This is a genomic window from Methylobacterium sp. M6A4_1b (genome assembly GCF_053345175.1).
Genome location: NZ_JBKEZQ010000025.1, coordinates 20,389 through 42,847, shown reverse-complemented (window position 1 = coordinate 42,847; position 22,459 = coordinate 20,389). Strand labels below are relative to the sequence as shown.

The following is a 22,459-nucleotide window of genomic DNA, read 5'->3' as shown; positions in this document are numbered from 1 at the left end:
GCATCGGTTTGACGCTCGCAAGCATCGCTCCTAGACCCCGCTCGTATTCAGGATACGAGCGGAGATGATGATGGCGAAGGTCGCGTTTCTGGGCCTCGGCGTGATGGGCGGCCCGATGGCACGCCACCTCGCCGCCAAGGGCCACGAGGTCACCGTCTACAACCGCACCACGGCCAAGGCGGAAGCCTGGGTGGCGGCCCATGGCGGCGCCTTCGCGGCCACGCCGCGCGAGGCCGCGAAGGGCCAGGCCATCGTCTTCGCCTGCGTCGGCAACGACGACGACCTGCGCAGCGTCACACTGGGCGCGGACGGGGCGTTCGCCGGAATGGAGACGGGCGCGGTCTTCGTCGACCACACCACCGCCTCGGCCGAGGTCGCCCGCGAACTCGCCGACGCGGCCAGGGCCGCCGGCCTCGGCTTCATCGACGCCCCCGTCTCCGGCGGACAGGCGGGGGCCGAAAACGCCGCATTGACCGTGATGTGCGGTGGCGAGGCCGAGACCTATGCGGCTGTCGAGCCCGCCATCCTGTGCTTTGCCCGCGCCAGCCGCCTGATGGGTCCGGCCGGCTCGGGCCAGCTCACCAAGATGGTCAACCAGATCGCCATCGCGGGCGTGGTCCAGGGCCTGTCGGAGGCGGTGCACTTCGCCAAGCGGGCGAATCTCGACGTCGAGGCGGTGCTGGAGGTGATCTCCAAGGGTGCCGCCGGCTCCTGGCAGATGGAGAACCGCGGCAAGACCATGAACGCCGCCAAGTTCGATTTCGGCTTCGCGGTCGACTGGATGCGCAAGGATCTCGGCATCCTGCTGGCCGAGGCCCGGCGCAACGGCGCCCAGCTGCCGGTCACCGCCCTCGTGGACCAGTTCTACGCCGACGTGCAGGCCATGGGCGGCAGGCGCTGGGACACGTCCGCGCTCATCGCCCGCCTGGAGAAGTGAGGCGCTTCGCAGGACACGCCCGCACCTAAATGACGTGCATCGAAACGTGGAGACCTCGCACGGGCTCCCCACCTTCCCGGGCAGGGTGATCGCGTAGGCCGATTTGCCCATCGGAAACCCTCGTGCAGCGCTGCGTCATCCCGGGGCCGCGCAGCGGGACCCGGGATCCAGAAATGCGGGTGGCGCAAGACTTCACACCGTCAGCGGTTCTGGATTCCGGGCTCGCCTACGGCGCCCCGGAATGACGGCGCCCCAGCATGTGCGATGCCCCTGCCTTCAAGGCGACGAAGCCCATCCGCGATTTGATTCGAGGCGTGCGTGTATGCGCTCCAGAGCCTCCTCGGGCGGCGTCCAGAGCCAGTCCGTGCCCATCTGGTGCCGGAACCAGGTGAACTGGCGCTTGGCGTAGCGCCGGGTGTCGGCCTGTCCCCGCCGGATCGCCTCTTCCCGGGACAGGTCGCCGTCGAGATGGGCGATCAGGCCCGGCACGCCGTGCGCGCGCATGATCGGCAGCATCGGGTCGAGGCGGCGGTCCCGCAGAGCCGCGACCTCGTCGAGGGCCCCCGCGGCGATCATCGCGGTGAAGCGCGCGTCGATGGCCCGGCGCAGCGCCTCGCGCTCGGGCGCCAGGAACAGCTTGAGGAGCGGCAGGCCCGCGAGCGGGCCGGGCGTGCGGGCGCCGTGGAAGTCCGCGATCGGACGGCCCGTGGCGGCGAACACTTCGAGGGCGCGCATCACCCGCGCCCGGTCGCTGGGGCGCAGGATCTCGGCCCCGGCCGGGTCGAGCGCGGCGAGATCGGCGTGAAGGTCCTCCGTCGCCCGGCCCTCGGCCCGCGCGCGCAGGGCCGACCGGACGTCGTCCGGCACCGGCGGCAGTTCCGACAGCCCCTCCTCCAGCGCCCGGAAATACAGGCCGGTGCCGCCGACGAAGATCGGCAGGCGGCCCGCCGCGCGCAGCGTCCGGATCAGCGGCTCCGCCTCGCGGGCGAAGTGCCCGGCCGAGTAGTTCACCGCGCCGTCGACATGGCCGTAGAGGCGGTGGGGCGCCAGCCCCTCCTCGGCCGCGCTCGGCCGGGCGGAGAGCCGGCGCAGGTCGGCATAGACCTGCATCGAGTCGGTGTTGATCACCGCGCTCCCGAGTTCGCGCGCCAGCGCCAGGGCGAGACCCGACTTGCCCGAGGCGGTCGGCCCTGCGATGAGGATCGCCGCCGGCAGGGTGTGCGCGTGCGCGCGTTGCGTGACCGGCGGCACTGCGTGGAAAGCTCCCGGATGACCCTCGTCGCGATCCTGATAGCAAACGAGAGCCGCCCCGCCATCACCGATGCGGTGCTGGCCGAGACCCGCGCGGTGATGCGCACGGAGCACCAGCCCCGCATCCTGCATGGGGAGGTCGCCGCCGAAATCCTGGTGCCGGGCGCGGAGGCGGATGCGCCGGCCCTCACCCGCCGCCTGCGCGCCGCCCTGGGCGCCGAGCCGATCGACGTCGCGGTCCTGAGCGCCGGGCCGCACCGGCGCAAGCGCCTGTTCCTGGCCGACATGGACTCGACCATGATCGAGCAGGAATGCATCGACGAGCTCGCCGACACGATCGGCCTGAAGGACCACGTCGCCGAGATCACCGAGCGGGCGATGCGGGGCGAGATCGCCTTCGGCCCGGCCCTGCGCGAGCGCGTCGCCCTCCTGCGCGACGTCCCCGTGGACAAGATCGCCGCGCTGATCGCCGAGCGCATCACCCTGACGCCGGGCGGGCGCACCCTGGTGCAGACCATGAAGGCGCACGGCACCCATACCTGCCTGATCTCGGGCGGCTTCACCCTGTTCACCGGGCCGGTTTCCGTGAAGATCGGGTTCGACGAGGCCCACGCCACCACCCTCGGAATCCGCGACGGACACCTCACCGGCGAGGTGATCGAGCCCATCGTCGACCGGGAGACCAAGCGCGCGACCCTGATCGCCCTGCGCAGCCGCTTCGGCCTCGACCCCGCCGACACCCTGGCGGTGGGCGACGGCGCCAACGACCTCGACATGATCGGCGAGGCCGGCCTCGGCGTCGCCTTCCGGGCCAAGCCCAAGGTCGCGGCCGCCGCTCAGGTCCGGATCGACCACGGCGACCTCACGGCCCTGCTCTACCTGCAGGGCTATGCCTCGGCCGAATTCGTGGGCTGATCGGCCCCGGCATGCCGGGGCGCCGCAGGCGAGCCCGGAATCTCGAACCGCCGACCCTGCAAGACCTCGCGCCGCCTGTGTTTCCGGATCACGGGCTCCGCTGCGCGGCCGCGGGATGACGGGGAGCGACGGGACATGCTTCGGCTGGCGAATCGGCCGGATGCGAATCGGAGTAGCCCCACCAAGCAAAACAAAACCGCCGCCCTCTCGGGCGGCGGCTGGATGTGTCCGAATGGCGTCTGGGGATCAGTCGATCCCGAGGGCCACGAAGCGGACGTCGCCGGAGGCGCTGGCGACCAGGAGCAAGACGGATTTGCGGCCGTCCTTCTTGAGCTGGTCGATGCGCTTGCCGACGTCGGCGGGCGCGTTGACCGCCTCCTGGCCGACCTCGACGATGACTTCGCCCGGCTTGATCTGCTTGTCGGCCGCCGTGGAATTGGGATCGACGCGGGTGACGAGGACGCCCTTGAGGCCGTCCTTCAGGCTGTAGCGCTTGCGCGCCTCGTCGGTGATCCCCGAGAGGTTGAGGCCGAGCACCTGACGCACGGCGCTCTCGGCCTCCGGCTGCTTGACGCTGGCGAGCGTCGGCTTCTCGGTGTCCTCGAGGCGGCCGAGGGTGACGGACTTGGTGGTCTCGGCGCCCTTGCGGATGACGAGCACGTCCACCGTCTTGCCGACCGGCGTCGAGGCGACGATCCGCGGCAGGTCGCTGGACGACTTCACCGCCGTGCCGTTGAACTTGACGATCACGTCGCCGATCTCAAGGCCGGCCGTCTTGGCCGGGCCCTTCTCGTCGACGCCCGCGACCAGGGCGCCCTTGACGCCGTCCTTCATGTCGAGGGCTTCCGCCGTGGTCTCGTCGACGTTCTGGATGCGCACGCCGAGCCAGCCGCGGCGGACCTCACCGAACTCGCGCAGCTGGTCGATGACCTGCGAGGCGTTGTTCGACGGCACCGCGAAGCCGATGCCGACCGAGCCGCCGGTGGGCGACAGGATCGCCGTGTTGATGCCGATGACCTCGCCGTTCATGTTGAACAGCGGACCGCCGGAATTGCCCTTGTTGATGGCCGCATCCGTCTGGATGTAGTTGTCGTAGGGGCCGGACTCGATGTTGCGGCCCCGCGCCGAGACGATGCCGGCCGAGACCGAGCCGCCGAGGCCGAACGGGTTGCCGATGGCGATGACCCAGTCGCCCGGCCGCATCTTCTCGGAATCACCGAACGGCACGGCCTTCAGCGGCTTGCCCGCCTCGGGCTTCACCCGCAGCACCGCGAGATCGATCTTGGCATCCTTGCCGATGATCTCGGCCTTCAGCTTGGTGCCGTTGTGCAGGATGACCTGAATGTCGTTCGCGTCGCCGATGACGTGGTTGTTCGTCACCACGATGCCGGAGGCGTCGATGATGAAGCCGGAGCCGAGGGAGTTGGACTTGCGCTGCTGCGGACGCGGGCGGTCCGCTTCGCTGCGGTCGCCGCCGCCGCGCTGTCCGCGCTTGTTGAAGAATTCCTCGAAGAGGTCCTCGAACGGCGTGCCCTGCGGAAGCGGCGAGCCGGAGCGGGCGTTGGGGCGCGCCTCGACGGTGGTCGAGGCCGAGATGTTCACCACCGCGTCGGTTACCTGGTCGGCGAGATCGGCGAGGGATTCCGGCCCCTTGGCGAAGGCCGGCGCCGGGAGGCCGGCCACGGCGACGGACGTCGCCAGCGCCGCGGCGGCGAGGGCGGAGCGCAGGCTGCGCTGGAGCGCTCGGGAACGGGGCGCCCGGACGGCGCTCGCAACGGGAACCATGGTCGACCTCATCTGTGTCAGGACGGTCTTAGATCGTCCGCGCCGTTCCCCGATCAAGAGTCCGGCGGCGAACCAGGGTCCGCCGCCGGCATGGGATCGCGGTCCGTCAGCGCATGCTGCCCGTCGTGCCGGGCTCGGCCGGCGCCCGCGTGCGGGCGGCCGGGCTCGTCGGGGACCGGCCCTGGGGATCGCTGAAGTAGCGGAAGAAGTCCGATGACGGGCTGATCACCAGCCGGGTGTCGGAGCCCTTCAGCCCGGTCTCGTAGGCCTGCATCGAGCGGTAGAAGCTGAAGAAGTCCGCATCCTTGCCGTAGGCCTCCGCCAGGATCCGGTTCTTGTCGGCGTCGCCCTGGCCGCGCAGGGTCTCGGCCGTCTGGTTGGCCTCGGAGAGCACCACCGTCACGTCACGGTCGGCCTTGGCCTTGATCGTGACCGCGATCTGCTCGCCGTTGGCGCGGATGTCGGCGGCCTCGCGCTGGCGCTCCGTCGTCATGCGCTTGTAGACGGCGGAGCTGTTCTGGGCCGGCAGATCGACGCGGGTCATGCGCAGGTCGACGATCTCGACACCGAGTTCCTTCGCCTGCCGGTTCACGTCGGCCTGAATCTGGTTCATCAGCTCGGCGCGCTGCGTCCGCACGATGGCGTCCCGGGTCGAGCGGGCGAGCAGGTTGCGCAGGGCCGAGTTGGTGAAGCTCGCCAGCAGGGTGTTGGCGCGGGCGATGTTGTTGGCCGACTGGTAGAACTTCAGCGGATCGATGATCCGGTAGCGCGCGAAGGCGTCCACCTCGAGGTTCTGGCGATCGGTCGTCAGCAGGGTCTGCACCGGCAGGTCGAGGTCGAGCACGCGCTTGTCGAACACGACCACGTTCTCGATGAACGGCACCTTGAAGTAGAGGCCCGGCTTGTCGGTGCCCGTCTGGTTCAGGACGGCGCGGACGCCGCCGAAGCGGAGCACCAGGGCCTGTTGCATCTGGCCGACGGTGAAGACCGAGGCGTAGAGGCCGACCACGAGGGCGGCGGCCGCGATCATCAGGCCGGTGCGGAGGGCTTGGTTGTTCATCGGGCCACTCCACCGGCAGCGTTGCGGGGACCGAATTCGGTGAGCGGCAGCACCGGCAGCACGCCGGCGGCGCTGCCGCCGGTGCCCGTGCCGGACCCGTTCTGATCGATGATCACCTTGTTGACCGAGCCCAGGACCCGCTCCATCGTTTCGAGGAAGATGCGCTCGCGGCTGATCACCGGCGCGCCCTTGTAGGAATCGTAGACCTGGGTGAAGCGCGCGGCCTGACCGGTCGCCTCCGCCGTCGCCTGGGTCTTGTAGGCCTCCGCCGCCTGGACGATCCGCTGGGCCTCGCCTCGGGCCTGCGGCACCTTCTGGCTCTCGTAGGTGCGCGCGTCGTTCTTGGCGCGCTCGGCATCCTGCTGCGCCGCGTTCACGTCGAAGAAGGCGGGGCGCACCTCGGGCGGGGGCTGCACGCTGACGAGCTGGACGAGCTCGATGCGGACGCCCGCGCCGTACTCGTCGAGGGCCTTCTGGGTGATCTCGCGGACCTCCTGGGCGACGCTCGACTGCTCGTTGGTGAGGATCGGCTGGATGTTGCGACGGCCGACCACCTCGCGCATCGCGCTCTCGGCGATGGCCTTGATCGTGCCCTCGGGATTCTCGAGGTTGAAGACGTAGTCCGACGCCTTCAGCGGGTTGACGCGCCACTGCACCTCGAAGTCGAGATCGACGATGTTCTCGTCGCCCGTGAGCATCAGGCTCTCCTCTGGCTTGTCGACGGTCCGGGTCTGGTTGCCGAGGCCGGCGCGGTAGCCGATCTGCACGCTGTTGACCTGGCCGACATTCGGCTTGAGCACGGCGCCGATCGGGGCCGGGAAGTTGTAGTTCAGGCCCTGGCCGGTGGTGCTGAGGTAGCGCCCGAAGATCGTCTCGATGCCGACCTGCTGCGGGGCCACGGTGTAGAAGCCGGTCGCGAGCCAGACGGCGACCACGATGCCGCCGGCGATCAGGAGGCCGCGGCCCCCGCCGAAGGAACCGCCCGGGAGCACGCCGCGCAGACGGTCCTGGCTGCGCCGCAGGAGTTCCTCGAGGTCGGGTGGGGTCTTGCCACCGCCGCCACCGCCGCCGCCCCACGGGCCACCCCCGCCGCCATTGCCGCCGCCGCCTCGGCCCCAGGGCCCTCCCCCGTTGCCGCTACCGCCGCCGCTCTGATTGCTCCAAGGCATGCTCGCCGATCTCTCCTGTTCCAGCAGCGTCTGCGCCGCGCACGAAGCCCACCCGCGCTCCCGTCCCGGCCTCCGTCAGGAGGCGGGCCGGAACTCCCCCGCGTGGACAAGAGTATTGATCTCGTCGTGACCCGACCCCGGCACCTGCGTGGGCGCGCGTGATCCTGTCAAGTTTGCCACTTGGGCATCGGATGCGGGAAAGACAACCGCAGCGGCCGCCATTGCGCAATGGGTCGCGGTGCCATGGTTTACGGCCCGATCACGCCGCGCGCTCCAGATCGACGAAGCTGAAGGCGCAGGCGTCGTGCTCGCCGGGCGGGTGCGCCTCGCGATGCGTCTCCCGGTAGCGGCTCCGGTCGAAGGGCGGGAACACCGTGTCGCCCTCGGGCGCCAGGTCGACCTCGGTGAGGTGGATGCGCTCGGCGAGGGGCAGCGCCAGGGCGTAGATCTCGCCGCCGCCGGCCACCATCAGCTCGCCGGCACCCTCGGCCGCCGCGAGCGCGCCGGCCCAGTCATGCGCCACCGCGACCTCGGGCACCGCGAAGCCGGGATCGCGGGTGAGCACGATGGTGCGCCGGCCGGGCAGCGGCCGGCCGATCGACGCGAAGGTCTTGCGCCCCATCAGCAGGGGCTTGCCCATGGTCAGGGCCTTGAACCGGCGCAGGTCGCTGCGCAGGCGCCAGATCAGGTCGTTGTCGCGCCCGATGACGCCGTTGCGGGCGACCGCCGCGATGATCGTGATGCGGGGGGCCGGCATCAGACCGCCACCGGCGCACGGATCGCCGGATGGGGGGCGTAGCCCTCCACCGCGATGTCCTCGAAGCGGAAGTCGAACAGCGAGGTCACGCCGGGGTCGAGCACGAGCCGCGGCAGCGGCCGCTGGTCCCGCGTCAGCTGGAGCCGGGCCTGCTCCAGGTGGTTCACGTAGAGATGGGCGTCGCCCAGCGTGTGGACGAAGTCGCCGGGCTCCAGCCCCGTCACCTGCGCGATCATCGCGGTGAGCAGCGCATAGCTCGCGATGTTGAAGGGCACGCCGAGGAAGACGTCCGCCGAGCGCTGGTAGAGCTGGCACGAGAGCCGACCCTGCGCCACGTAGAACTGGAACAGGCAGTGGCACGGCGCCAGCGCCATCCGGTCGAGGTCGGCCGGGTTCCAGGCCGAGACGATGAGGCGCCGAGAATCCGGGTTGCGCCGGATCTCGTCGAGGACCCAGGCGATCTGGTCGACGCTGCCGCCGTCGGGCTTGGCCCAGGAGCGCCACTGCCGCCCGTAGACCGGCCCGAGGTCTCCGTTCGCATCCGCCCACTCGTCCCAGATGCTGACGCCGTTGGCCTGGAGGGCGCGCACGTTGGTGTCGCCGGTGAGGAACCACAGCAATTCTTGGATGATCGAGCGCAGGTGGAGCTGCTTCGTGGTGACGAGGGGGAACCCCTGTCCGAGGTCGAAGCGCATCTGGTGCCCGAACACCGAGAGGGTGCCGGTGCCGGTCCGGTCGTCCTTGCGGACCCCGTCCTGCAGGATGCGTTCGAGTAGCTGGTGATAGGCGTGCATCGCGGCTCCCGGGCGGGCACCCGGAATACCCCGAAGCGCCGGGGCTGGCGAGGTCGCGGGCCGGGGCGTCAACAGGTCGTGCCGGGCGCGCGCTCAGCCCAGGGCCGGTCCGAGCACGTAGGCGATCATCGCGAGGTTGCTCCAGGCGTGCAGCACGATGCCCGGCCAGAGCCGGCCGCTGCGCCAGCGCACCCAGCCGAGGATCAGCGCCAGGGGGATCAGCGAAACCGGACGGGCGAAGCCCGCCGGCGTGAGATGGGCGCCGGCGAACAGCAGCGCGGTCGCCAGGATCGCGCCCCGCGCGGCGAAGGTCTCCCGCGCCCGGGCGAACAGGGCGCCCCGCATCAGCAGTTCCTCGGCCACCGGCGCCAGCACGATCACGTAGGCGAACCACAGGGCCGCCGCCGAAGGGGTCAGGCCGGGCGACAGGGCGGTGTGCCGGCCGATGGGCATCCGGAACAGCTCGGCGCTGCCGGTCACCCAGGTGATGTGGATCATCGGCCAGACCAGCAGGATCGCGGCGAAGCCGCGCGCCGACAGGCCCGGCGCGCCGGGTCCCCAGGGCGGCGGCACCGGCGCCGCCAGGGCCAGGGTCCGGCGCCACGCCGCTCCGTCGCGCCAGCGCACGGCGCCGACCACCAGGAGGGCGAGGACGACCTGGCGGACCACGTCCACGGCGAGCTCCCGCAGGGCGAGCTGGCGCGGATGCAGGCGCGGCCGCTCCCCGCCGAGGACCGCGATGCCGTCGATCCAGTCGCTGCCGACCCGCACGATCACCAGGGCGAGGAGGGTCGCCACCGCCAGCGCCAGGAACGCCGCGAAGGCCAGTCCGACGAGCGCCGTCACGGCGCCGAGGCCGGTCCGGACCCGCGACGGACGCGGCGGTGCGAGGGCCGGCCGCACGGCCTGCGGATCGGACACCGGCGCCCCATCATCGGGCTTCAAATGCTGCGGCACTCCCACTATATTCGAGGCGTTGGCCGACGGGCTCGGCGAGGGCGGAGATCCGGCGGCGCCGGGGCGAGGGTCGAGACCGGAACGGTAACCCGGTCGCGCCGCTCCGGACCACGGGCTTTTGGACGCAAGGGTCCGGGGCGCGACGGTCCGAGGCTCGACAGGCTCCGGGTTTTGGCGGAAGCTTCCGTCCGCGACAGGGATCTCGGCCGTTCAGGCAGGGTTCCGGGAGGGCCGGGCACCGGTGCTCCCATTCGATTTTCATCCGACCCGGAGCGCCATCGCGGCGTGAGACGGCGGGCAGTGACCGGGCATAAGCGACCGCAGATGGCAGACGACCTGATCCGCTACGATCTCCTGGTGCAGGACGCCCTGCGCGGCGTGGTGCGCAAGGTGCTGACCGACGCGGCCCGCGAAGGGCTCGCGGGCGAGCACCACTTCTACGTCTCGTTCCGCACCGAGGCGCCGGGCGTGCGCATGTCGCAGCGCCTGCGCGAGAAGTATCCGCAGGACATGACGATCGTGCTCCAGCACCAGTTCTGGGACCTCGGCGTCAACGAGCACACCTTCGAGGTCGGCCTGTCCTTCTCGGGGGTGCCCGAGCGCCTGCTCGTGCCCTTCGACGCCCTGACCGGCTTCTTCGACCCGTCCGTCCAGTTCGGCCTGAAGTTCGATCTCAGCGAGGGCGCGGAGGCGGTCGCCACCGAGGAGGAGGCCGAGGACGCGGCGGTGCCCGGCGGCAAGACCCCGACCCGCGGCGCCGCCTCGGAGCCGACCGAGATCAAGCCGAAGAGCACGGGCCTCGCCACCATCGGCGGCTCGGTCCCGAAGATCGGCGCCGGCACGCCTCCGACCCCCGCCGCGGCCCAGGCCGCCAAGGCGGAGGACGGAACGGAGTCGAAGCCCCCGGCCAACAAGAAGGCCGAGGACGGCACCGAGACCAGCGCCGAAGTCGTCAGCCTCGACGCCTTTCGCAAGAAGAGCTGAGCGGTCGGCACCACGTCATCCCGGGCTCCGCCGCGCGGACCCGGAACGACGGCGCGGTGCCGTCGAGGCGGGCCTCACTCTCGCGCAGAGGATGTCGATGCGGAACGGCCCGAGCCGGTGCCGATCACCCCCCTCACCCCCGCGGGTTCACCGTCATGTGCAGCCCGTGTTCCGGCCGCAGCGTCACCCGGTGGAGCGGGACCACCGGAGCGTGGTCGTCGGCCAGGGTGAAGCGGGCGGCGCGGGCGATGTGGGCCAGCACCACCACGGCCTCCTGCAGCGAGAAGCTCTGGCCGATGCAGACGCGCGGCCCGGCCCCGAACGGCAGGTAGGCGAAGCGCGGAATCGCGGCGCGGGCCTCGGGCAGGAATCGCTCCGGCATGAAGGCGTCCGGCTCCTGCCACAGGGTCTTGTGGCGGTGGAGCACGTAGGGCGCCACCATCACCAGGGAGCCCTTGGGGATCTTGATCCGGCCGATCCGGTCCTCGGCGATGGCCTGCCGGCTCAGGAACGGCACCGGCGGGAACAGCCGCATGGTCTCCTCCATCACCGCCCGGGTGTAGGGCAAAGCCTCGGCGTCGAAATCCTGGCCCGCCGGCACGGCATCGACCTCCGCCTCGATCCGCGCCTGGGCGGCGGGGTCCTGCGACAGGCAGTAGAGGGCCCAGGTCAGGGCGTTGGCGGTGGTCTCGTGCCCGGCGGCGATGAAGGTGACGATGTTGGCCTTCACCTCGAGGTCGGTGAGGCCCTTCCCCGTCTCCGGGTCCTGCGCGTTGAGGAGGAGCGTCAGCAGGTCGGCCGGCGCGGAGCCCTGCGCGATCAGGGCGCGGCGGCGATCGATCAACTCGTCCACCACCTCGGCGAAGAAGCGGATGGCGGGGCGCGCCCGCAGGCGGCCGATGCGGGGCACGAAGCCCGGAACCCCGAACACGTCGAGCGGATCGATCGGCCCGACCGATTCGAGGAAACGGGTGATCGCCCGCCCCAGGGCGTCGGGGTCGCTGGCGAGGCCGTGGGTGAAGATCGTCCGCTCCAGCACGTCGAGCGTCACGCGGGTCATCTCCAGCGCGACGTCGATGCGGGTGCCGTCGCGGCGCGCCAGCCGCCGGGCGATGCGGGCGCCGGCCGCGTTCATCGGGGCGTTGAAGCCGAGCACGTGCCGGGCGGAGAAGATCGGCGCCAGGGTCCGGCGCTGCAGCTTCCACTCGTCGCCCTCGGCGGTGAGCAGCCCGTTGCCGAGGCCGGGGGCGAGGACGCGCCGCTGCAGATCGTCCTTGCGGTAGTTGGCGGCGTTCTCGACGTAGAGGTAGCGGATCAGGGCCGGGTCGCTCACCACGGTGACGCGCCCGAGGGCGCCGTCGGCGGCGACCACCGGCTTCTCGAAATGCACGTCGAGCCAGGTCGTCAGCGGGTTGGCGCGGGCCGCCTTCAGGAAGCCGAACAGGCCCGGCTGCTCGCGCAGGGGCTTCGGGACCGCCGGCCGGAAGCGACCCGGCGCGGCAGGGTCGACACGGGCTTCGGCGAGGGCGGCGGCACGCGACATCGAGGACAACTCCGGGACCCGGGGGGCCGATCGAGAGGGGCTGACAGGCATGACATTTCGGCGCCGGGCACACGGCCGGCCGGACATGCGCCATCGCGGTTTGATTGCGTGCGGTTTAAGTAGGGTCCGATTTAGCCAGACGAAGAGGCCACGATGTCGCCCACCGAGACGCCCGCCACCCGCACCGAGTCCGACACCTTCGGCCCGATCGAGGTCCCGGCGCATCGCTACTGGGGCGCGCAGACGCAGCGCTCGATCCAGAACTTCAAGATCGGCACGGAGCGGATGCCGGCGCCCCTGGTGCACGCGCTGGGCATGGTCAAGCAGGCCGCCGCCCTGGTGAACCAGGATCTGGGCGCCCTCGACCCGAAGGTGGCCCAGGCCGTCGCGGCCTCCGCGGCCGAGGTGGTCTCCGGCGAGCACGATCAGGAATTTCCTCTGGTGGTCTGGCAGACGGGCTCCGGCACCCAGTCGAACATGAACGCCAACGAGGTGATCGCGAGTCTGGCCAACGAGTTGCTGGGCGGCAAGCGCGGCGGCAAGTCGCCCGTCCACCCCAACGACCACGTCAATCGCGGCCAGTCCTCCAACGACGTGTTCCCCACCGCGATGCACATCGCGGTCTCGCGCGAGATCAACGACCGGCTGCTGCCGGCCCTCAAGCACCTGCAGGACGCGCTCCAGGCCAAGTCCGAGTCGTTCGCCTCCATCGTGAAGATCGGCCGCACCCACCTGCAGGACGCGACCCCGGTCTCCCTCGGCCAGGAATTTTCGGGCTACGTGGCACAAGTTGCCCTCGGCACCGAGCGCGTGAAGGCGACGCTGCCGGGCGTGCTGGCGCTCGCCCAGGGCGGCACGGCGGTGGGCACCGGCCTCAACGCGCATCCCGAATTCGCGGAGAAGTTCGCCGCCAAGGTCGCGGAGCTGACGGGCCTGCCCTTCACCTCGGCCGCCAACAAGTTCGAGGCGCTGGCGACCCACGACGCCCTGGTCTTCACGCAGGGCGCCCTCACGGCCCTGGCCTCGGGCCTGTTCAAGATCGCCCAGGACATCCGCTTCCTCGGCTCGGGTCCGCGCTCGGGCCTCGGCGAGCTCTCGCTGCCGGAGAACGAGCCGGGCTCGTCGATCATGCCGGGCAAGGTCAACCCGACCCAGTGCGAGGCCCTGACGATGGTCTGCGCCCAGGTGATCGGCAACGGCACCACCGTGAGCTTCGCCGGCAGCCAGGGCAATTTCGAGCTGAACGTGTTCAAGCCCGTGATCGCCAATGCGGTGCTGCAGTCGATCCGCATCCTGGCCGACGCGGCCGTGAGCTTCACCGACAATTGCGTCGTCGGCATCAAGGCCAACGAGGACAAGATCGCCGACCTGATGAGCCGCTCGCTCATGCTGGTGACCGCGCTCGCCCCCTCGATCGGCTATGACAAGGCCGCCGAGATCGCCAAGACCGCGCACAAGAACGGCACCACCCTCAAGGAAGAGGCCCTGCGGCTGGGCTACGTCACGGCCGAAGAGTTCGAGCGCGTGGTGCGCCCCGAGACGATGCTGGCGCCCAGCGCCGAGTGAGGGAGCCGGCCGGCATGGCGGAGATCATCAACCTGCGCCAGGCCCGCAAGGACCGGGTCCGGGCGGAGAAGGAGCGACAGGCGGCGGACAACCGCGTCGCCTTCGGCCGCCCGAAGAAGGCCAGGACCCTGGCCGAGGCCAAGAAGGCGATCGAGGTCTCGCGCCACGAGGGCCACAAGCTGGTGGGGCCGGATTTGGAAGGGTGACGGCGATGCCGGGTGCGCATCCCCCTCTCCCCTCCGCGGGAGAAAGCGGCCTGCGAATGCGGGTCGGGAGAGGGGGCGACCTCTCCGGAGATGGCACTGCCCCTCTCCCGGTCGCTCCGCGCCCCCCCTCCCCCTCCGCGGGGGAAGGGTTCGGGCCGCGATGACGTCCGGCGTCACCAAGCGCTCGGTGATGATCGCCGGGCACCGCACCAGCGTGTCCCTGGAGGACCCGTTCTGGGAGGCGTTACGCCAGATCGCGGCGGCGCGCGGCCAGTCCGTCCAGGCCCTGATCGGCACCATCGACGCCGGCCGCGAGGGGCAGAACCTGTCGTCCGCGATCCGGGTGTTCGTGCTGGCCGAGTTTCAGGCCGGCACTCGGTGACGCGGATCATTCTCATCGATCACGCCGATCAACGCTTGGCACGTCGGAATCTCGAACGAGCCTGGATCGAAAGGACCGTGACCGCGTCCGAGATGGAAGAGCCTGATCCCGATCATCCCGGGCGGGTCCGCGCATTCCGATCCTTGCCCGAGCGGGACGGTCGCGTGCTTCGCGTGATGGACGAATTGATCGGCGGCGAGCTTCACGTCATCACCGTCATCCTCGATCGGAAGCAGACCCGGAGGACGAGTCGCTGAAGACCAGCTACGATCCTTCGGCGAATGCGCTCGACCTCGACTTCTCGCATGAGCCGATCGTGGAGAGCGAGGCGGTCCGCCCCGGCATCATCGTCGAGCTCGATGACGAGGGGCGGGTCGTCGGGATCGAAATTCTCGACGCGACCATGCCCACGGCGCGCGGCGCCGACCTCAAGGCGCTGTCGGACGCCGCGTAAATCCCCTACTCGGCCGCCAGCATCCGGCGCTCCGCCAAGCCCTCCAGGGCCGCCGGCTTCGGCCCGCCGGTCGCCCAGTCCAGCAACTCCGCCGTGTGGACGATCGGGATCGCGGTGCCCTTCCCGATCTGTGTGGCGCAGCCGATGTTGCCGGTGGCGATGAGGTCGGGGCGCATCCGCTCGATGTTCGCCACCTTCCGCTCGCGCAGGCGGTTGGCGATCTCGGGCTGGAGGATGTTGTAGGTGCCGGCGGAGCCGCAGCAGATGTGGCCCTCGGGCACGTCCTTCACGGTGAAGCCCGCATTCTTCAGGAGGTTCTTCGGCTCGGTGCGGATGCCCTGGCCGTGCTGCATCGAGCAGGCCGAGTGGTAGGCGACCACGAGGTCGGTCTCGACGATCGGCGGCATCAGGCCGATCGTGGCCACGTATTCGGTGACGTCCTTGGCGATGGCGGACACCCGCTTGGCCTTCTCCGCATAGGCCGGGTCCTCGCGGAACATGAAGCCGTAATCCTTGATCGTCGTGCCGCAGCCCGAGGCGGTGACGAGGATCGCGTCGAGGCCGGCGCCGTCCATCTCGGCGATCCAGGCGTCAATGGTCCTTCGCGCCTGGGCATGCGACGAATCCGCCTTGCCCATGTGATGGGTGAGCGCGCCGCAGCAGCCCTCCCCCTCGGCCTGGACCACCTCGACGCCGTGCCGGGTGAGGAGACGGATCGCCGCCTCGTTGAAATCGGGACGCAGCACGCTCTGGGCACAACCGCGCAGCAGGGCCACGCGACCTCGACGCGACGGTGCGGTATACCCGTGCAACGCCGCGCTCGCTTCGAGCGCCCGCGTCTCGGCCGGGAAGGTGCCGGGTCGGTCGGTCGGGTTGCGGTTCGGCAGCTGGGCCGGAGCGAGGTCGAGCATGGCCGCGAGGCGATTTCCCACCCGCGGCAGGCGCGCCACCAGGGGCCGGAACGGAGCGCCGACCTTCGCGCCCAGGAGTGCCAGCCGGAAGCGGTTCGGGTAGGGCAGCACGAAGGCCAGCACGCTGCGGAGCAGACGGTCGCTCAACGGACGCCGGTAGGTTTCTTCGATATGCGTCCGGGCATGGTCGACGAGGTGCATGTAATGCACCCCCGAGGGGCAAGTCGTCATGCAGGACAGGCACGAGAGACAGCGGTCGACATGCTTGACCACCTCCGGCACGGCCGGCTTTCCACCTTCCAGCATGTCCTTGATCAGGTAGATCCGCCCACGGGGGGAGTCGAGTTCATCGCCGAGGAGCAGGTAGGTCGGGCAGGTCGCGGTGCAGAACCCACAATGGACACAGGTCCGCAGGATCTTCTCGGACGCCGCCATGGCCGGGTCCGCAAGCTGCGTCAGGCTGAAATTGGTCTGCACGGCGTGTCCTCGGGTCCACCCTCGTGCCGTCCATCGGGTCCGGCCCGTGTCGGCATCGTCGTTCTTGGCGTCCTCTGTCTAAAGCGTCTCGCGCCGGTTGCCGAGCCTTGGAATCGCTCCGAACAGCGCCCCCGCCGCGACCTCGTCCCGCACCGGCCCCCGGTTCAGATGCCGGCGTACATTCGCCCCGGATTGAACAGGCCCTGGGGATCATGCGCCGCCTTGATCCCGGCAGTGATCCGCCTCAAGGGCTCCGAGAGCGGCTCGAAGGGCGGAACTGCGGCGCGGACGGCATCGGGCGCACGCACCAGGGTGGCGTGCCCGCCCGCAGCCCGGACCGCAGCCCGGACCGCTTCCGCGCCGGCATCGCCGGCCGCATCGGTCGCGAGCCAGATCAGGCCGCCGCCCCAGTCGTAGAACCACCGGGCCTCGCGCTGTGTGCCGATCGCGGCTGTGACGACGGGAGCGCGGCTCGGCGCGGTGGAGATCCGCCAGATTGCGGCATCGCGCGGCTCGGCGAAGGCGGTCGCGTCGCGAATCCGCGCCCAGAGGGCGGTCCCGGCCTCGCCCTCGACGATCTCGGGCTGGCCGAAGCGCTTGAGCAGGCGACGCAATTCGCCGAGCCGGTAATCGATCGACTCCGAGAAGCCCTCGATCCGCATCAGCGTCCGCGCCGGCCCGACCTCGACGCCCGCGGGCAGATGCGCGGCCCCAGTGAGTTCGAAGGGCGAGCCAAGGGCCGCGCTCAGGGCTGCGATGGCGCGGGCATCATCGAGGTCCGGAAAAACGAGGGTCGCGACCCGCTCCTGCACGGGGAGCACCTTGAAGGTCACTTCCGTCAGGAGGCCGAGGGTGCCCCAGGAGCCGGCCATCAGCTTCACCAGGTCGAGGCCGGTCACGTTCTTCATCACCCGGCCGCCCGACTTGATCGCCTCGCCGCGCCCATTGACGAAGCGCACGCCGATCAGGCTGTCGCGGGCGGCGCCCGCATTGATCCGGCGTGGACCGGAATTGTTGGCGGCCGCCACGGCGCCGAAGGTCGGCTCGCCGGTACTCCCCATGAGGGGACGATGGTCCATCGGCTCGAAGGGCAGCATCTGGCCGCGGCCGGCGAGCAGCGCCTGAACCTCGGCCAGGGATGTGCCGGCACGGGCGGCGACGACCATCTCGGCCGGCTCGTAGAGGGTGACTCCGGTCAGCCCGGCGCTGGAAAGGGTGACCTCGTCCTGGGCCGGCCGACCGATCCCGCTCTTGGTCGCACCGCCGACGAGGCGCAGTCGCTCCGCGCTCGAAGCCGCCGCGCGGACGACCTCGGCCGCCGCACCCTCGTCGTGAGGCTCATATGCACGCATCGTTTCCTGCCCGATCCGGGGTGCTCTGCGGCGCCCTCGATCCTGTTCCTAGGCGATCACCTTAGAGGAGCTTCGCCGCGATGGCATCCGGCGCGGACCGCTATTCGGCGTGCGCCGCTTCCACAGGAGGTCGCGCGAAGCGGGCTTCCACGTGCCCGCGTAGGCCAGCGATGTCGAAGAGCCAGACCAGCGCGCCATAGATCACGATGCCGAGGGGCACACCGATCATCAGGACCTTGGTCGGCTCGATGTGGCGCAGGGGCAGAAGGCAGAGCCCCATTGCCGAACAGGCTATGCCGGCCGCCAGGATCTCCCACCATGGCAGGCGCAGGCGGTCGGGTCCGGTCAATGCGCGCCAAGCCAGGAGCAGGGTGGCGGCGGCGAGCCCGAGGGTCTGGGCGATCGCGACGCCTTCGGGTCCGAGCCGGGGCGGCAGGACCCACAAGCCGAGTGCGTTGAGGCCGAGGCCGACCAGGGCCGCGGCGATCACCGGCCGGGTCCGGCGTCGGATCTGGAAGATCGGGTTGAGCGCGAAGTTCATCATTGCCAGGCAAAAGAAGCCCGGCACCATCAGCCCCGCATAGGCGGCGAAGGGGCCGCGATAGGCTTCCGGCACCACCAGGGCCTCGAGGGCCGGGAGGACCGCCCAGAACCCCACTGCGCAGGGCAGCAGCAGCGCCACCACGACACCGATGTTGAGCCCGACCTGGCGTTCGGCGGCGGCCCGGCCCTCCTCCTCTTCGACCCGGACCGCGAGCTGGAACAGCAGCAGGTCGAGGGCGGTCCCAAGGGTGCCGATGCTCCGCGTCGTCACGTCGGCGGCAAGAGCGAAGTAACCGGCCTCCGCGAGCCCCGAATGGGCGGCGATGCTGCCGCGATTGAGGAACGGCATCAGCTGATAGATCGCGTTGGCCGCGATGAGCGGCAGGCCGTAGGCGACGAAGAGCCGCCAAGCTTCGCGCAGCTTCAGCCGCACCCGCGGGGTGACGGGATCGCGCAGCGGGCGGTGCAACAGCAGGATCGCGAGGGCCTGGCTGACGCCTGCCGCCGTCAGCACCCAGACCGGCTGGGGAAAGAACCAGGCGGCGCCCGCCATCAGCACGAAGGCGAGGCCATTCTTGACCGCCACGAGATTGAAGTAGAGCCCACCGTCGAAGCGGGCGCGGGCGAGCGCAGCATGGTAGTCGAACACCCCGATGCCGAGGGCGGCCACCGCTGCGCCTGCCGTGATCGCGAGGCGGCTCCCGGCACTAGGCTCGATCGTCAGCCCCAATCCAGCGCAGATTACGGCCGCGGCGAAGAGCGCCAACGCCAGGACTGCGTAGGCCCGATCGAGGCCCTGCCGGATCCAGGGCTCGTCGAGGCGAACACGGGCCGAGTAGAACCGCGTCGCCGAGAGGCGCAGCCACTCGAACAGGACGGTGTTGGCCACGATGGCGCCGGCCGTCGCGAGGGCGAACAGGCCGAAATCCGCAGGACCCAACAGCTTGGCGATGAGGAGGCCGAGAATGAAGTTCAGGCCGGCATTGAGGACGAAGGCAGCGATCACGGCCATGGCGCGGACGGGTCATCCTCGAATGCCGGCTGAAGGGGCATCGCCATGCAACGCTCTAGCGAGCGCGGGCAAACATTCCGTCAATCGGTCACAACCAGCCCCGGATGCGGAAGAAAACGATCGGAATGATGGCACTCACCAGGATGAGGCCGAGACCGTAGGGATAGCCGTAGGCCCATTCCAGCTCGGGCATGTGCTTGAAGTTCATGCCATACATCGAGGCGATCAGGGTCGGCGGGATGCCGACGACTGATGCCACGGTGAGCACGCGGAAGGTGTTGTTCTGCTCGATGCTGATCAAGCCGAGGGTCGCGTCGAGGAGGAATTGGACGTTCTCCGAGAGCCGGATCTCGAACTCGTCGAGGGAAGCGATGTCGCGCCGCACAGCCTCGAAGCGCGGGACCTGCTCCTCGCCGAGGATATGCGCGCACTCGTTGGCCACGAATGGCACGATCCGTTCGAGACCGAGGAGGCTCGAGCGGATCTTGCCGAGGGTCTTCCCGCGCCGCCCGATGCCACGCAAGATCCGTCGCAAGGCCAGATCGCGACGGCGCGGCGTCTGGCTCCGGAGCTTTGTGTCTCCGGCGGGCGCACCGCTGCGGACGTCGAAATCGAAGATCCGCGTCGAGAGTTCGTCGAGGTCGGCGCCCATATCCTCCAGGGAATCCGCGAGGCTGTCGACGAGCTCTTCCATCAGGAGGAGGAAGATCTCGGTGGAGGTGGTGCCAGGCCCCTCGCCGGTGTCGATGCGCTTCTTCACCTCCGCGAAGGCGCGCAACTCGTGGAACCGCACGGTGACGAGGCGGTCCCGGGTCAGCACAAATCCCAAGGGCTTCAGCTGCGTGTCGAGCTTGTCGAAGGTCACCATCGGCGTCGAGAGCGAAAAGCCGGTCTTCAGCCGCCGCAGCCGGCTCGAATTCTCGACCTCGCTCAGTGCCCTGCGCGATGGCACCCGGATGCCGGTACAGGCTTCCACCCGCTCGGCCTCCTCGGCACTCGGATCATCCAGATCGATCCAGACCACTTCCGACGGGTAAGCGGCCTGCGGCGCCTGCGCCTGAGGCTCCACCGCGCCCTGCGGACCATGAAGCTTGATCATCCGCGAAGGACTTTCCGTCGGCTTGTGGAATCGGGGATGATCCTGTCGCCGGATCGTCGTCCGAGCCTGCGACAGTCTTGACTCGAACGGCGCCCGCGCCTAACTCGGCGCCATCGTTGGCACTCACCCGAGGCGAGTGCTAACGGCCCGGGTTGAGCGCGCTGCCGCGCCGCATCAACGCCATCCACGAATTTGAAGCAAGAGGGCAGCTCATGAAGTTCCGTCCGCTGCACGACCGTGTCGTCGTCCGCCGCATCGAAGGCGAAGAGAAGACCAAGGGCGGCATCATCATCCCGGATACCGCCAAGGAGAAGCCGCAAGAGGGCGAGATCGTCGCCGTCGGACCCGGTGCCCGTGACGAGGCCGGCCGCGTGAACCCGCTCGACGTCAAGGCCGGCGATCGTGTCCTGTTCGGCAAGTGGTCCGGCACCGAGGTCAAGATCGACGGTCAGGACCTCCTGATCATGAAGGAATCCGACATCATGGGCGTCGTCGCCTAAGTCGGTTTCGGTTCTCCCCCCTTTCACGAGCCCTTCGAGGGCGCCATCCGGCGCCTCGGGGCCCATCACTGACAAGGATCTGACATGGCAGCGAAAGAAGTCCGCTTCGCCTCCGACGCTCGCGAGAAGATGCTCCGTGGCGTCGACATCCTCGCCGACGCGGTGAAGGTCACGCTCGGCCCCAAGGGCCGCAACGTCGTCATCGAGAAGTCCTTCGGCGCACCGCGCATCACCAAGGACGGCGTCACCGTCGCCAAGGAGATCGAGCTCGCCGACAAGTTCGAGAACATGGGCGCCCAGATGGTGCGCGAAGTGGCCTCGAAGACCAACGACATCGCGGGTGACGGCACCACCACTGCCACCGTGCTGGCCCAGGCCATCGTCCGCGAAGGCGCCAAGTACGTTGCCGCCGGCATGAACCCGATGGACCTCAAGCGCGGCATCGACCTCGCGACGAAGGCCGCCGTCGAGGACATCACGAGCCGCGCCAAGAAGGTCGCTTCGTCCGAGGAAGTCGCCCAGGTCGGCACCATCTCGGCCAATGGCGACACGGAAATCGGCGAGATGATCGCCCACGCCATGCAGAAGGTCGGCAACGAGGGTGTCATCACCGTCGAGGAAGCCAAGACCGCCGAGACCGAACTCGACGTCGTCGAGGGCATGCAGTTCGACCGCGGCTACCTCTCCCCGTATTTCATCACGAATGCGGAGAAGATGGTCGCCGAGCTCGAGGACCCCTACATCCTCATCCACGAGAAGAAGCTCTCGTCGCTCCAGGCAATGCTGCCGGTTCTCGAGGCCGTGGTGCAGACCGGCAAGCCGCTCGTCATCATCGCCGAGGATATCGAGGGTGAGGCGCTCGCCACGCTCGTCGTGAACAAGCTGCGCGGCGGCCTCAAGGTCGCGGCCGTCAAGGCTCCGGGCTTCGGCGATCGCCGCAAGGCCATGCTCGAGGACATCGCGATCCTGACCCAGGGTCAGATGATCGCCGAGGATCTCGGCATCAAGCTCGAGAACGTCACCCTCCCGATGCTCGGCCGCGCGAAGCGCATTCGCATCGAGAAGGAGACCACCACGATCATCGACGGTCTCGGCGAGAAGTCGGACATCGAGGCCCGCGTCGGCCAGATCAAGGCGCAGATCGAGGAGACCACCTCGGACTACGACCGTGAGAAGCTCCAGGAGCGCTTGGCCAAGCTCGCCGGCGGCGTCGCGGTCATCCGCGTCGGCGGCGCGACCGAGGTCGAGGTCAAGGAGAAGAAGGACCGCGTCGACGACGCGCTCAACGCCACCCGCGCTGCGGTGGAAGAGGGTATCGTCCCCGGCGGCGGCACCGCCCTGCTCCGTGCCCGCGAAGCCGTCCGCGCCCTCAAGAGCGACAACCCGGACGTCCAGGCCGGCATCAAGATCGTGCTGAAGGCCCTCGAAGCCCCGATCCGCCAGATCGCCGCCAATTCCGGCGTCGAAGGCTCGATCGTGGTCGGCAAGATCACCGACAACACTTCCTCGATCACCTTCGGCTTCAATGCCCAGACCGAAGAGTACGTCGACATGATCCAGGCCGGCATCGTCGACCCGGCCAAGGTCGTGCGCACAGCCCTCCAGGACGCCGCCTCCATCGCCGGCCTCCTTGTCACCACCGAAGCCATGATCGCCGATGCTCCGAAGAAGGACAGCGGCGCCCCGGCGATGCCGGGCGGCGGCGGCATGGGCGGCATGGACTTCTAAGAAGTCCGAACCGCACCGGATCGGAATGGGGGTCGCCGCGAGGCGGCCCCTTTTTTCGTCTGCGGCACCCCATCGGC

General features: G+C 69.7%; 22 protein-coding genes. 10 read left to right on the top strand and 12 right to left on the bottom strand.

Translation table 11 applies throughout. The annotated features are described in order from the left end of the window. Positions 1–70 precede the first annotated feature (70 nt). Complete coding sequence (locus tag ACLBWX_RS19060) at positions 71–937, top strand: NAD(P)-dependent oxidoreductase (RefSeq protein ID WP_447678577.1); 867 nt, start codon at positions 71–73, stop codon at positions 935–937. 276 nt (positions 938–1,213) lie between these two features. On the opposite strand, the gene miaA is transcribed toward ACLBWX_RS19060, so the two are convergent. Further along, on the bottom strand, positions 1,214–2,188 hold the full coding sequence (gene miaA, locus ACLBWX_RS19055) for a tRNA (adenosine(37)-N6)-dimethylallyltransferase MiaA (protein ID WP_447678563.1): 975 nt from the start codon (positions 2,186–2,188) through the stop codon (positions 1,214–1,216). 18 nt (positions 2,189–2,206) lie between these two features. Between miaA and serB the strand changes: the two genes are divergently transcribed. Then, positions 2,207–3,103 carry a phosphoserine phosphatase SerB gene (serB, locus tag ACLBWX_RS19050; protein ID WP_447678562.1) on the top strand — a complete coding sequence of 299 codons (897 nt, stop codon included), beginning with the start codon at positions 2,207–2,209 and terminating at the stop codon, positions 3,101–3,103. A 246-nt stretch (positions 3,104–3,349) separates the two neighbouring features. Here the strand turns inward: serB and ACLBWX_RS19045 are convergent, their stop codons facing one another. From ACLBWX_RS19045 to ACLBWX_RS19020, 6 genes are all read right to left on the bottom strand, one after another. Then, positions 3,350–4,888, bottom strand: coding sequence for a DegQ family serine endoprotease (locus ACLBWX_RS19045; RefSeq protein WP_447678561.1), 1,539 nt, complete (start codon positions 4,886–4,888; stop codon positions 3,350–3,352). A 106-nt stretch (positions 4,889–4,994) separates the two neighbouring features. After that, a complete protein-coding gene (gene hflC, locus ACLBWX_RS19040) occupies positions 4,995–5,948 on the bottom strand; it encodes a protease modulator HflC (protein ID WP_447678560.1) in 954 nt (317 codons plus the stop codon). Continuing rightward, positions 5,945–7,117, bottom strand: a complete 1,173-nt coding sequence (hflK, locus tag ACLBWX_RS19035) for an FtsH protease activity modulator HflK (protein WP_447678559.1) — start codon at positions 7,115–7,117, stop codon at positions 5,945–5,947. The genes hflC and hflK overlap by 4 nt, the downstream gene beginning before the upstream one ends. A 259-nt stretch (positions 7,118–7,376) precedes the next feature. Beyond that, positions 7,377–7,874 (bottom strand): dihydrofolate reductase, encoded by a 498-nt coding sequence (locus ACLBWX_RS19030; protein WP_447678558.1) that lies wholly within the window; start codon positions 7,872–7,874, stop codon positions 7,377–7,379. Further along, on the bottom strand, positions 7,874–8,668 hold the full coding sequence (locus tag ACLBWX_RS19025; RefSeq protein ID WP_447678557.1) for a thymidylate synthase: 795 nt from the start codon (positions 8,666–8,668) through the stop codon (positions 7,874–7,876). Before ACLBWX_RS19025 ends, ACLBWX_RS19030 begins: the two co-directional genes overlap by 1 nt. Positions 8,669–8,761: 93 nt before the next feature. Beyond that, positions 8,762–9,589: a CPBP family intramembrane glutamic endopeptidase gene (locus ACLBWX_RS19020; protein ID WP_447678556.1), complete on the bottom strand. Its 828-nt coding sequence runs from the start codon at positions 9,587–9,589 to the stop codon at positions 8,762–8,764. Positions 9,590–9,949: 360 nt separating this feature from the next. Here ACLBWX_RS19020 and ACLBWX_RS19015 point away from each other — a divergent pair, with 360 nt between their 5' ends. Then, the gene (locus ACLBWX_RS19015) at positions 9,950–10,609 is read left to right on the top strand and encodes an SspB family protein (protein WP_447678555.1); all 660 of its coding nucleotides are present in this window, start codon (positions 9,950–9,952) and stop codon (positions 10,607–10,609) included. A 133-nt stretch (positions 10,610–10,742) separates the two neighbouring features. Here ACLBWX_RS19015 and ACLBWX_RS19010 read toward each other — a convergent pair whose 3' ends face one another. Further along, a complete protein-coding gene (locus ACLBWX_RS19010; protein WP_447678554.1) occupies positions 10,743–12,152 on the bottom strand; it encodes a cytochrome P450 in 1,410 nt (469 codons plus the stop codon). Between the two features lie 153 nt (positions 12,153–12,305). On the opposite strand from ACLBWX_RS19010, the gene fumC reads away from it, so the two are divergent. The 5 genes from fumC to ACLBWX_RS18985 all read left to right on the top strand — a co-directional run bounded on the left by fumC (position 12,306) and on the right by ACLBWX_RS18985 (position 14,760). After that, entirely contained in the window at positions 12,306–13,718 is a 1,413-nt protein-coding gene (fumC, locus tag ACLBWX_RS19005; RefSeq protein WP_056467216.1) for a class II fumarate hydratase, read from the top strand. Between the two features lie 14 nt (positions 13,719–13,732). Further along, positions 13,733–13,924: a DUF4169 family protein gene (locus ACLBWX_RS19000; protein WP_447678553.1), complete on the top strand. Its 192-nt coding sequence runs from the start codon at positions 13,733–13,735 to the stop codon at positions 13,922–13,924. A gap of 160 nt (positions 13,925–14,084) precedes the next feature. Further along, a complete protein-coding gene (locus tag ACLBWX_RS18995; RefSeq protein WP_447678552.1) occupies positions 14,085–14,306 on the top strand; it encodes a ribbon-helix-helix domain-containing protein in 222 nt (73 codons plus the stop codon). Beyond that, entirely contained in the window at positions 14,303–14,563 is a 261-nt protein-coding gene (locus ACLBWX_RS18990; RefSeq protein WP_447678551.1) for a DUF4258 domain-containing protein, read from the top strand. The genes ACLBWX_RS18995 and ACLBWX_RS18990 overlap by 4 nt, the downstream gene beginning before the upstream one ends. Further along, positions 14,446–14,760, top strand: a complete 315-nt coding sequence (locus tag ACLBWX_RS18985; protein WP_447678576.1) for a DUF2283 domain-containing protein — start codon at positions 14,446–14,448, stop codon at positions 14,758–14,760. The genes ACLBWX_RS18990 and ACLBWX_RS18985 overlap by 118 nt, the downstream gene beginning before the upstream one ends. Positions 14,761–14,765: 5 nt before the next feature. Here the strand turns inward: ACLBWX_RS18985 and ACLBWX_RS18980 are convergent, their stop codons facing one another. From ACLBWX_RS18980 to ACLBWX_RS18965, 4 genes are all read right to left on the bottom strand, one after another. Further along, positions 14,766–16,148: a heterodisulfide reductase-related iron-sulfur binding cluster gene (locus tag ACLBWX_RS18980; RefSeq protein WP_447678550.1), complete on the bottom strand. Its 1,383-nt coding sequence runs from the start codon at positions 16,146–16,148 to the stop codon at positions 14,766–14,768. A 164-nt stretch (positions 16,149–16,312) separates the two neighbouring features. Next, on the bottom strand, positions 16,313–17,500 hold the full coding sequence (glcE, locus tag ACLBWX_RS18975; protein ID WP_447678549.1) for a glycolate oxidase subunit GlcE: 1,188 nt from the start codon (positions 17,498–17,500) through the stop codon (positions 16,313–16,315). Positions 17,501–17,600: 100 nt separating this feature from the next. Beyond that, positions 17,601–19,055, bottom strand: coding sequence for a lipopolysaccharide biosynthesis protein (locus ACLBWX_RS18970; protein ID WP_447678548.1), 1,455 nt, complete (start codon positions 19,053–19,055; stop codon positions 17,601–17,603). Between the two features lie 88 nt (positions 19,056–19,143). After that, positions 19,144–20,154 (bottom strand): magnesium transporter CorA family protein, encoded by a 1,011-nt coding sequence (locus ACLBWX_RS18965; RefSeq protein ID WP_447678547.1) that lies wholly within the window; start codon positions 20,152–20,154, stop codon positions 19,144–19,146. Between the two features lie 212 nt (positions 20,155–20,366). On the opposite strand from ACLBWX_RS18965, the gene groES reads away from it, so the two are divergent. Together groES and groL are read left to right on the top strand one after the other, a co-directional pair. Next, entirely contained in the window at positions 20,367–20,654 is a 288-nt protein-coding gene (gene groES / locus ACLBWX_RS18960; RefSeq protein WP_018042554.1) for a co-chaperone GroES, read from the top strand. 84 nt (positions 20,655–20,738) lie between these two features. After that, a complete protein-coding gene (gene groL / locus ACLBWX_RS18955; RefSeq protein WP_447678546.1) occupies positions 20,739–22,382 on the top strand; it encodes a chaperonin GroEL in 1,644 nt (547 codons plus the stop codon). The last annotated feature ends 77 nt before the right edge of the window (positions 22,383–22,459 follow it).

Coding starts and splice junctions, on each gene's coding strand:
- ACLBWX_RS19060 (WP_447678577.1), top strand. CDS start 71: ATGGCGAAGGTCGCGTTTCTGGGCCTCGGCGTGATGGGCGGCCCGATG.
- serB (WP_447678562.1), top strand. CDS start 2,207: ATGACCCTCGTCGCGATCCTGATAGCAAACGAGAGCCGCCCCGCCATC.
- ACLBWX_RS19045 (WP_447678561.1), bottom strand. CDS start 4,888: ATGGTTCCCGTTGCGAGCGCCGTCCGGGCGCCCCGTTCCCGAGCGCTC.
- hflC (WP_447678560.1), bottom strand. CDS start 5,948: ATGAACAACCAAGCCCTCCGCACCGGCCTGATGATCGCGGCCGCCGCC.
- hflK (WP_447678559.1), bottom strand. CDS start 7,117: ATGCCTTGGAGCAATCAGAGCGGCGGCGGTAGCGGCAACGGGGGAGGG.
- ACLBWX_RS19030 (WP_447678558.1), bottom strand. CDS start 7,874: ATGCCGGCCCCCCGCATCACGATCATCGCGGCGGTCGCCCGCAACGGC.
- ACLBWX_RS19025 (WP_447678557.1), bottom strand. CDS start 8,668: ATGCACGCCTATCACCAGCTACTCGAACGCATCCTGCAGGACGGGGTC.
- ACLBWX_RS19015 (WP_447678555.1), top strand. CDS start 9,950: ATGGCAGACGACCTGATCCGCTACGATCTCCTGGTGCAGGACGCCCTG.
- ACLBWX_RS19010 (WP_447678554.1), bottom strand. CDS start 12,152: ATGTCGCGTGCCGCCGCCCTCGCCGAAGCCCGTGTCGACCCTGCCGCG.
- fumC (WP_056467216.1), top strand. CDS start 12,306: ATGTCGCCCACCGAGACGCCCGCCACCCGCACCGAGTCCGACACCTTC.
- ACLBWX_RS19000 (WP_447678553.1), top strand. CDS start 13,733: ATGGCGGAGATCATCAACCTGCGCCAGGCCCGCAAGGACCGGGTCCGG.
- ACLBWX_RS18995 (WP_447678552.1), top strand. CDS start 14,085: ATGACGTCCGGCGTCACCAAGCGCTCGGTGATGATCGCCGGGCACCGC.
- glcE (WP_447678549.1), bottom strand. CDS start 17,500: ATGCGTGCATATGAGCCTCACGACGAGGGTGCGGCGGCCGAGGTCGTC.
- ACLBWX_RS18970 (WP_447678548.1), bottom strand. CDS start 19,055: ATGGCCGTGATCGCTGCCTTCGTCCTCAATGCCGGCCTGAACTTCATT.
- ACLBWX_RS18965 (WP_447678547.1), bottom strand. CDS start 20,154: ATGATCAAGCTTCATGGTCCGCAGGGCGCGGTGGAGCCTCAGGCGCAG.
- groES (WP_018042554.1), top strand. CDS start 20,367: ATGAAGTTCCGTCCGCTGCACGACCGTGTCGTCGTCCGCCGCATCGAA.
- groL (WP_447678546.1), top strand. CDS start 20,739: ATGGCAGCGAAAGAAGTCCGCTTCGCCTCCGACGCTCGCGAGAAGATG.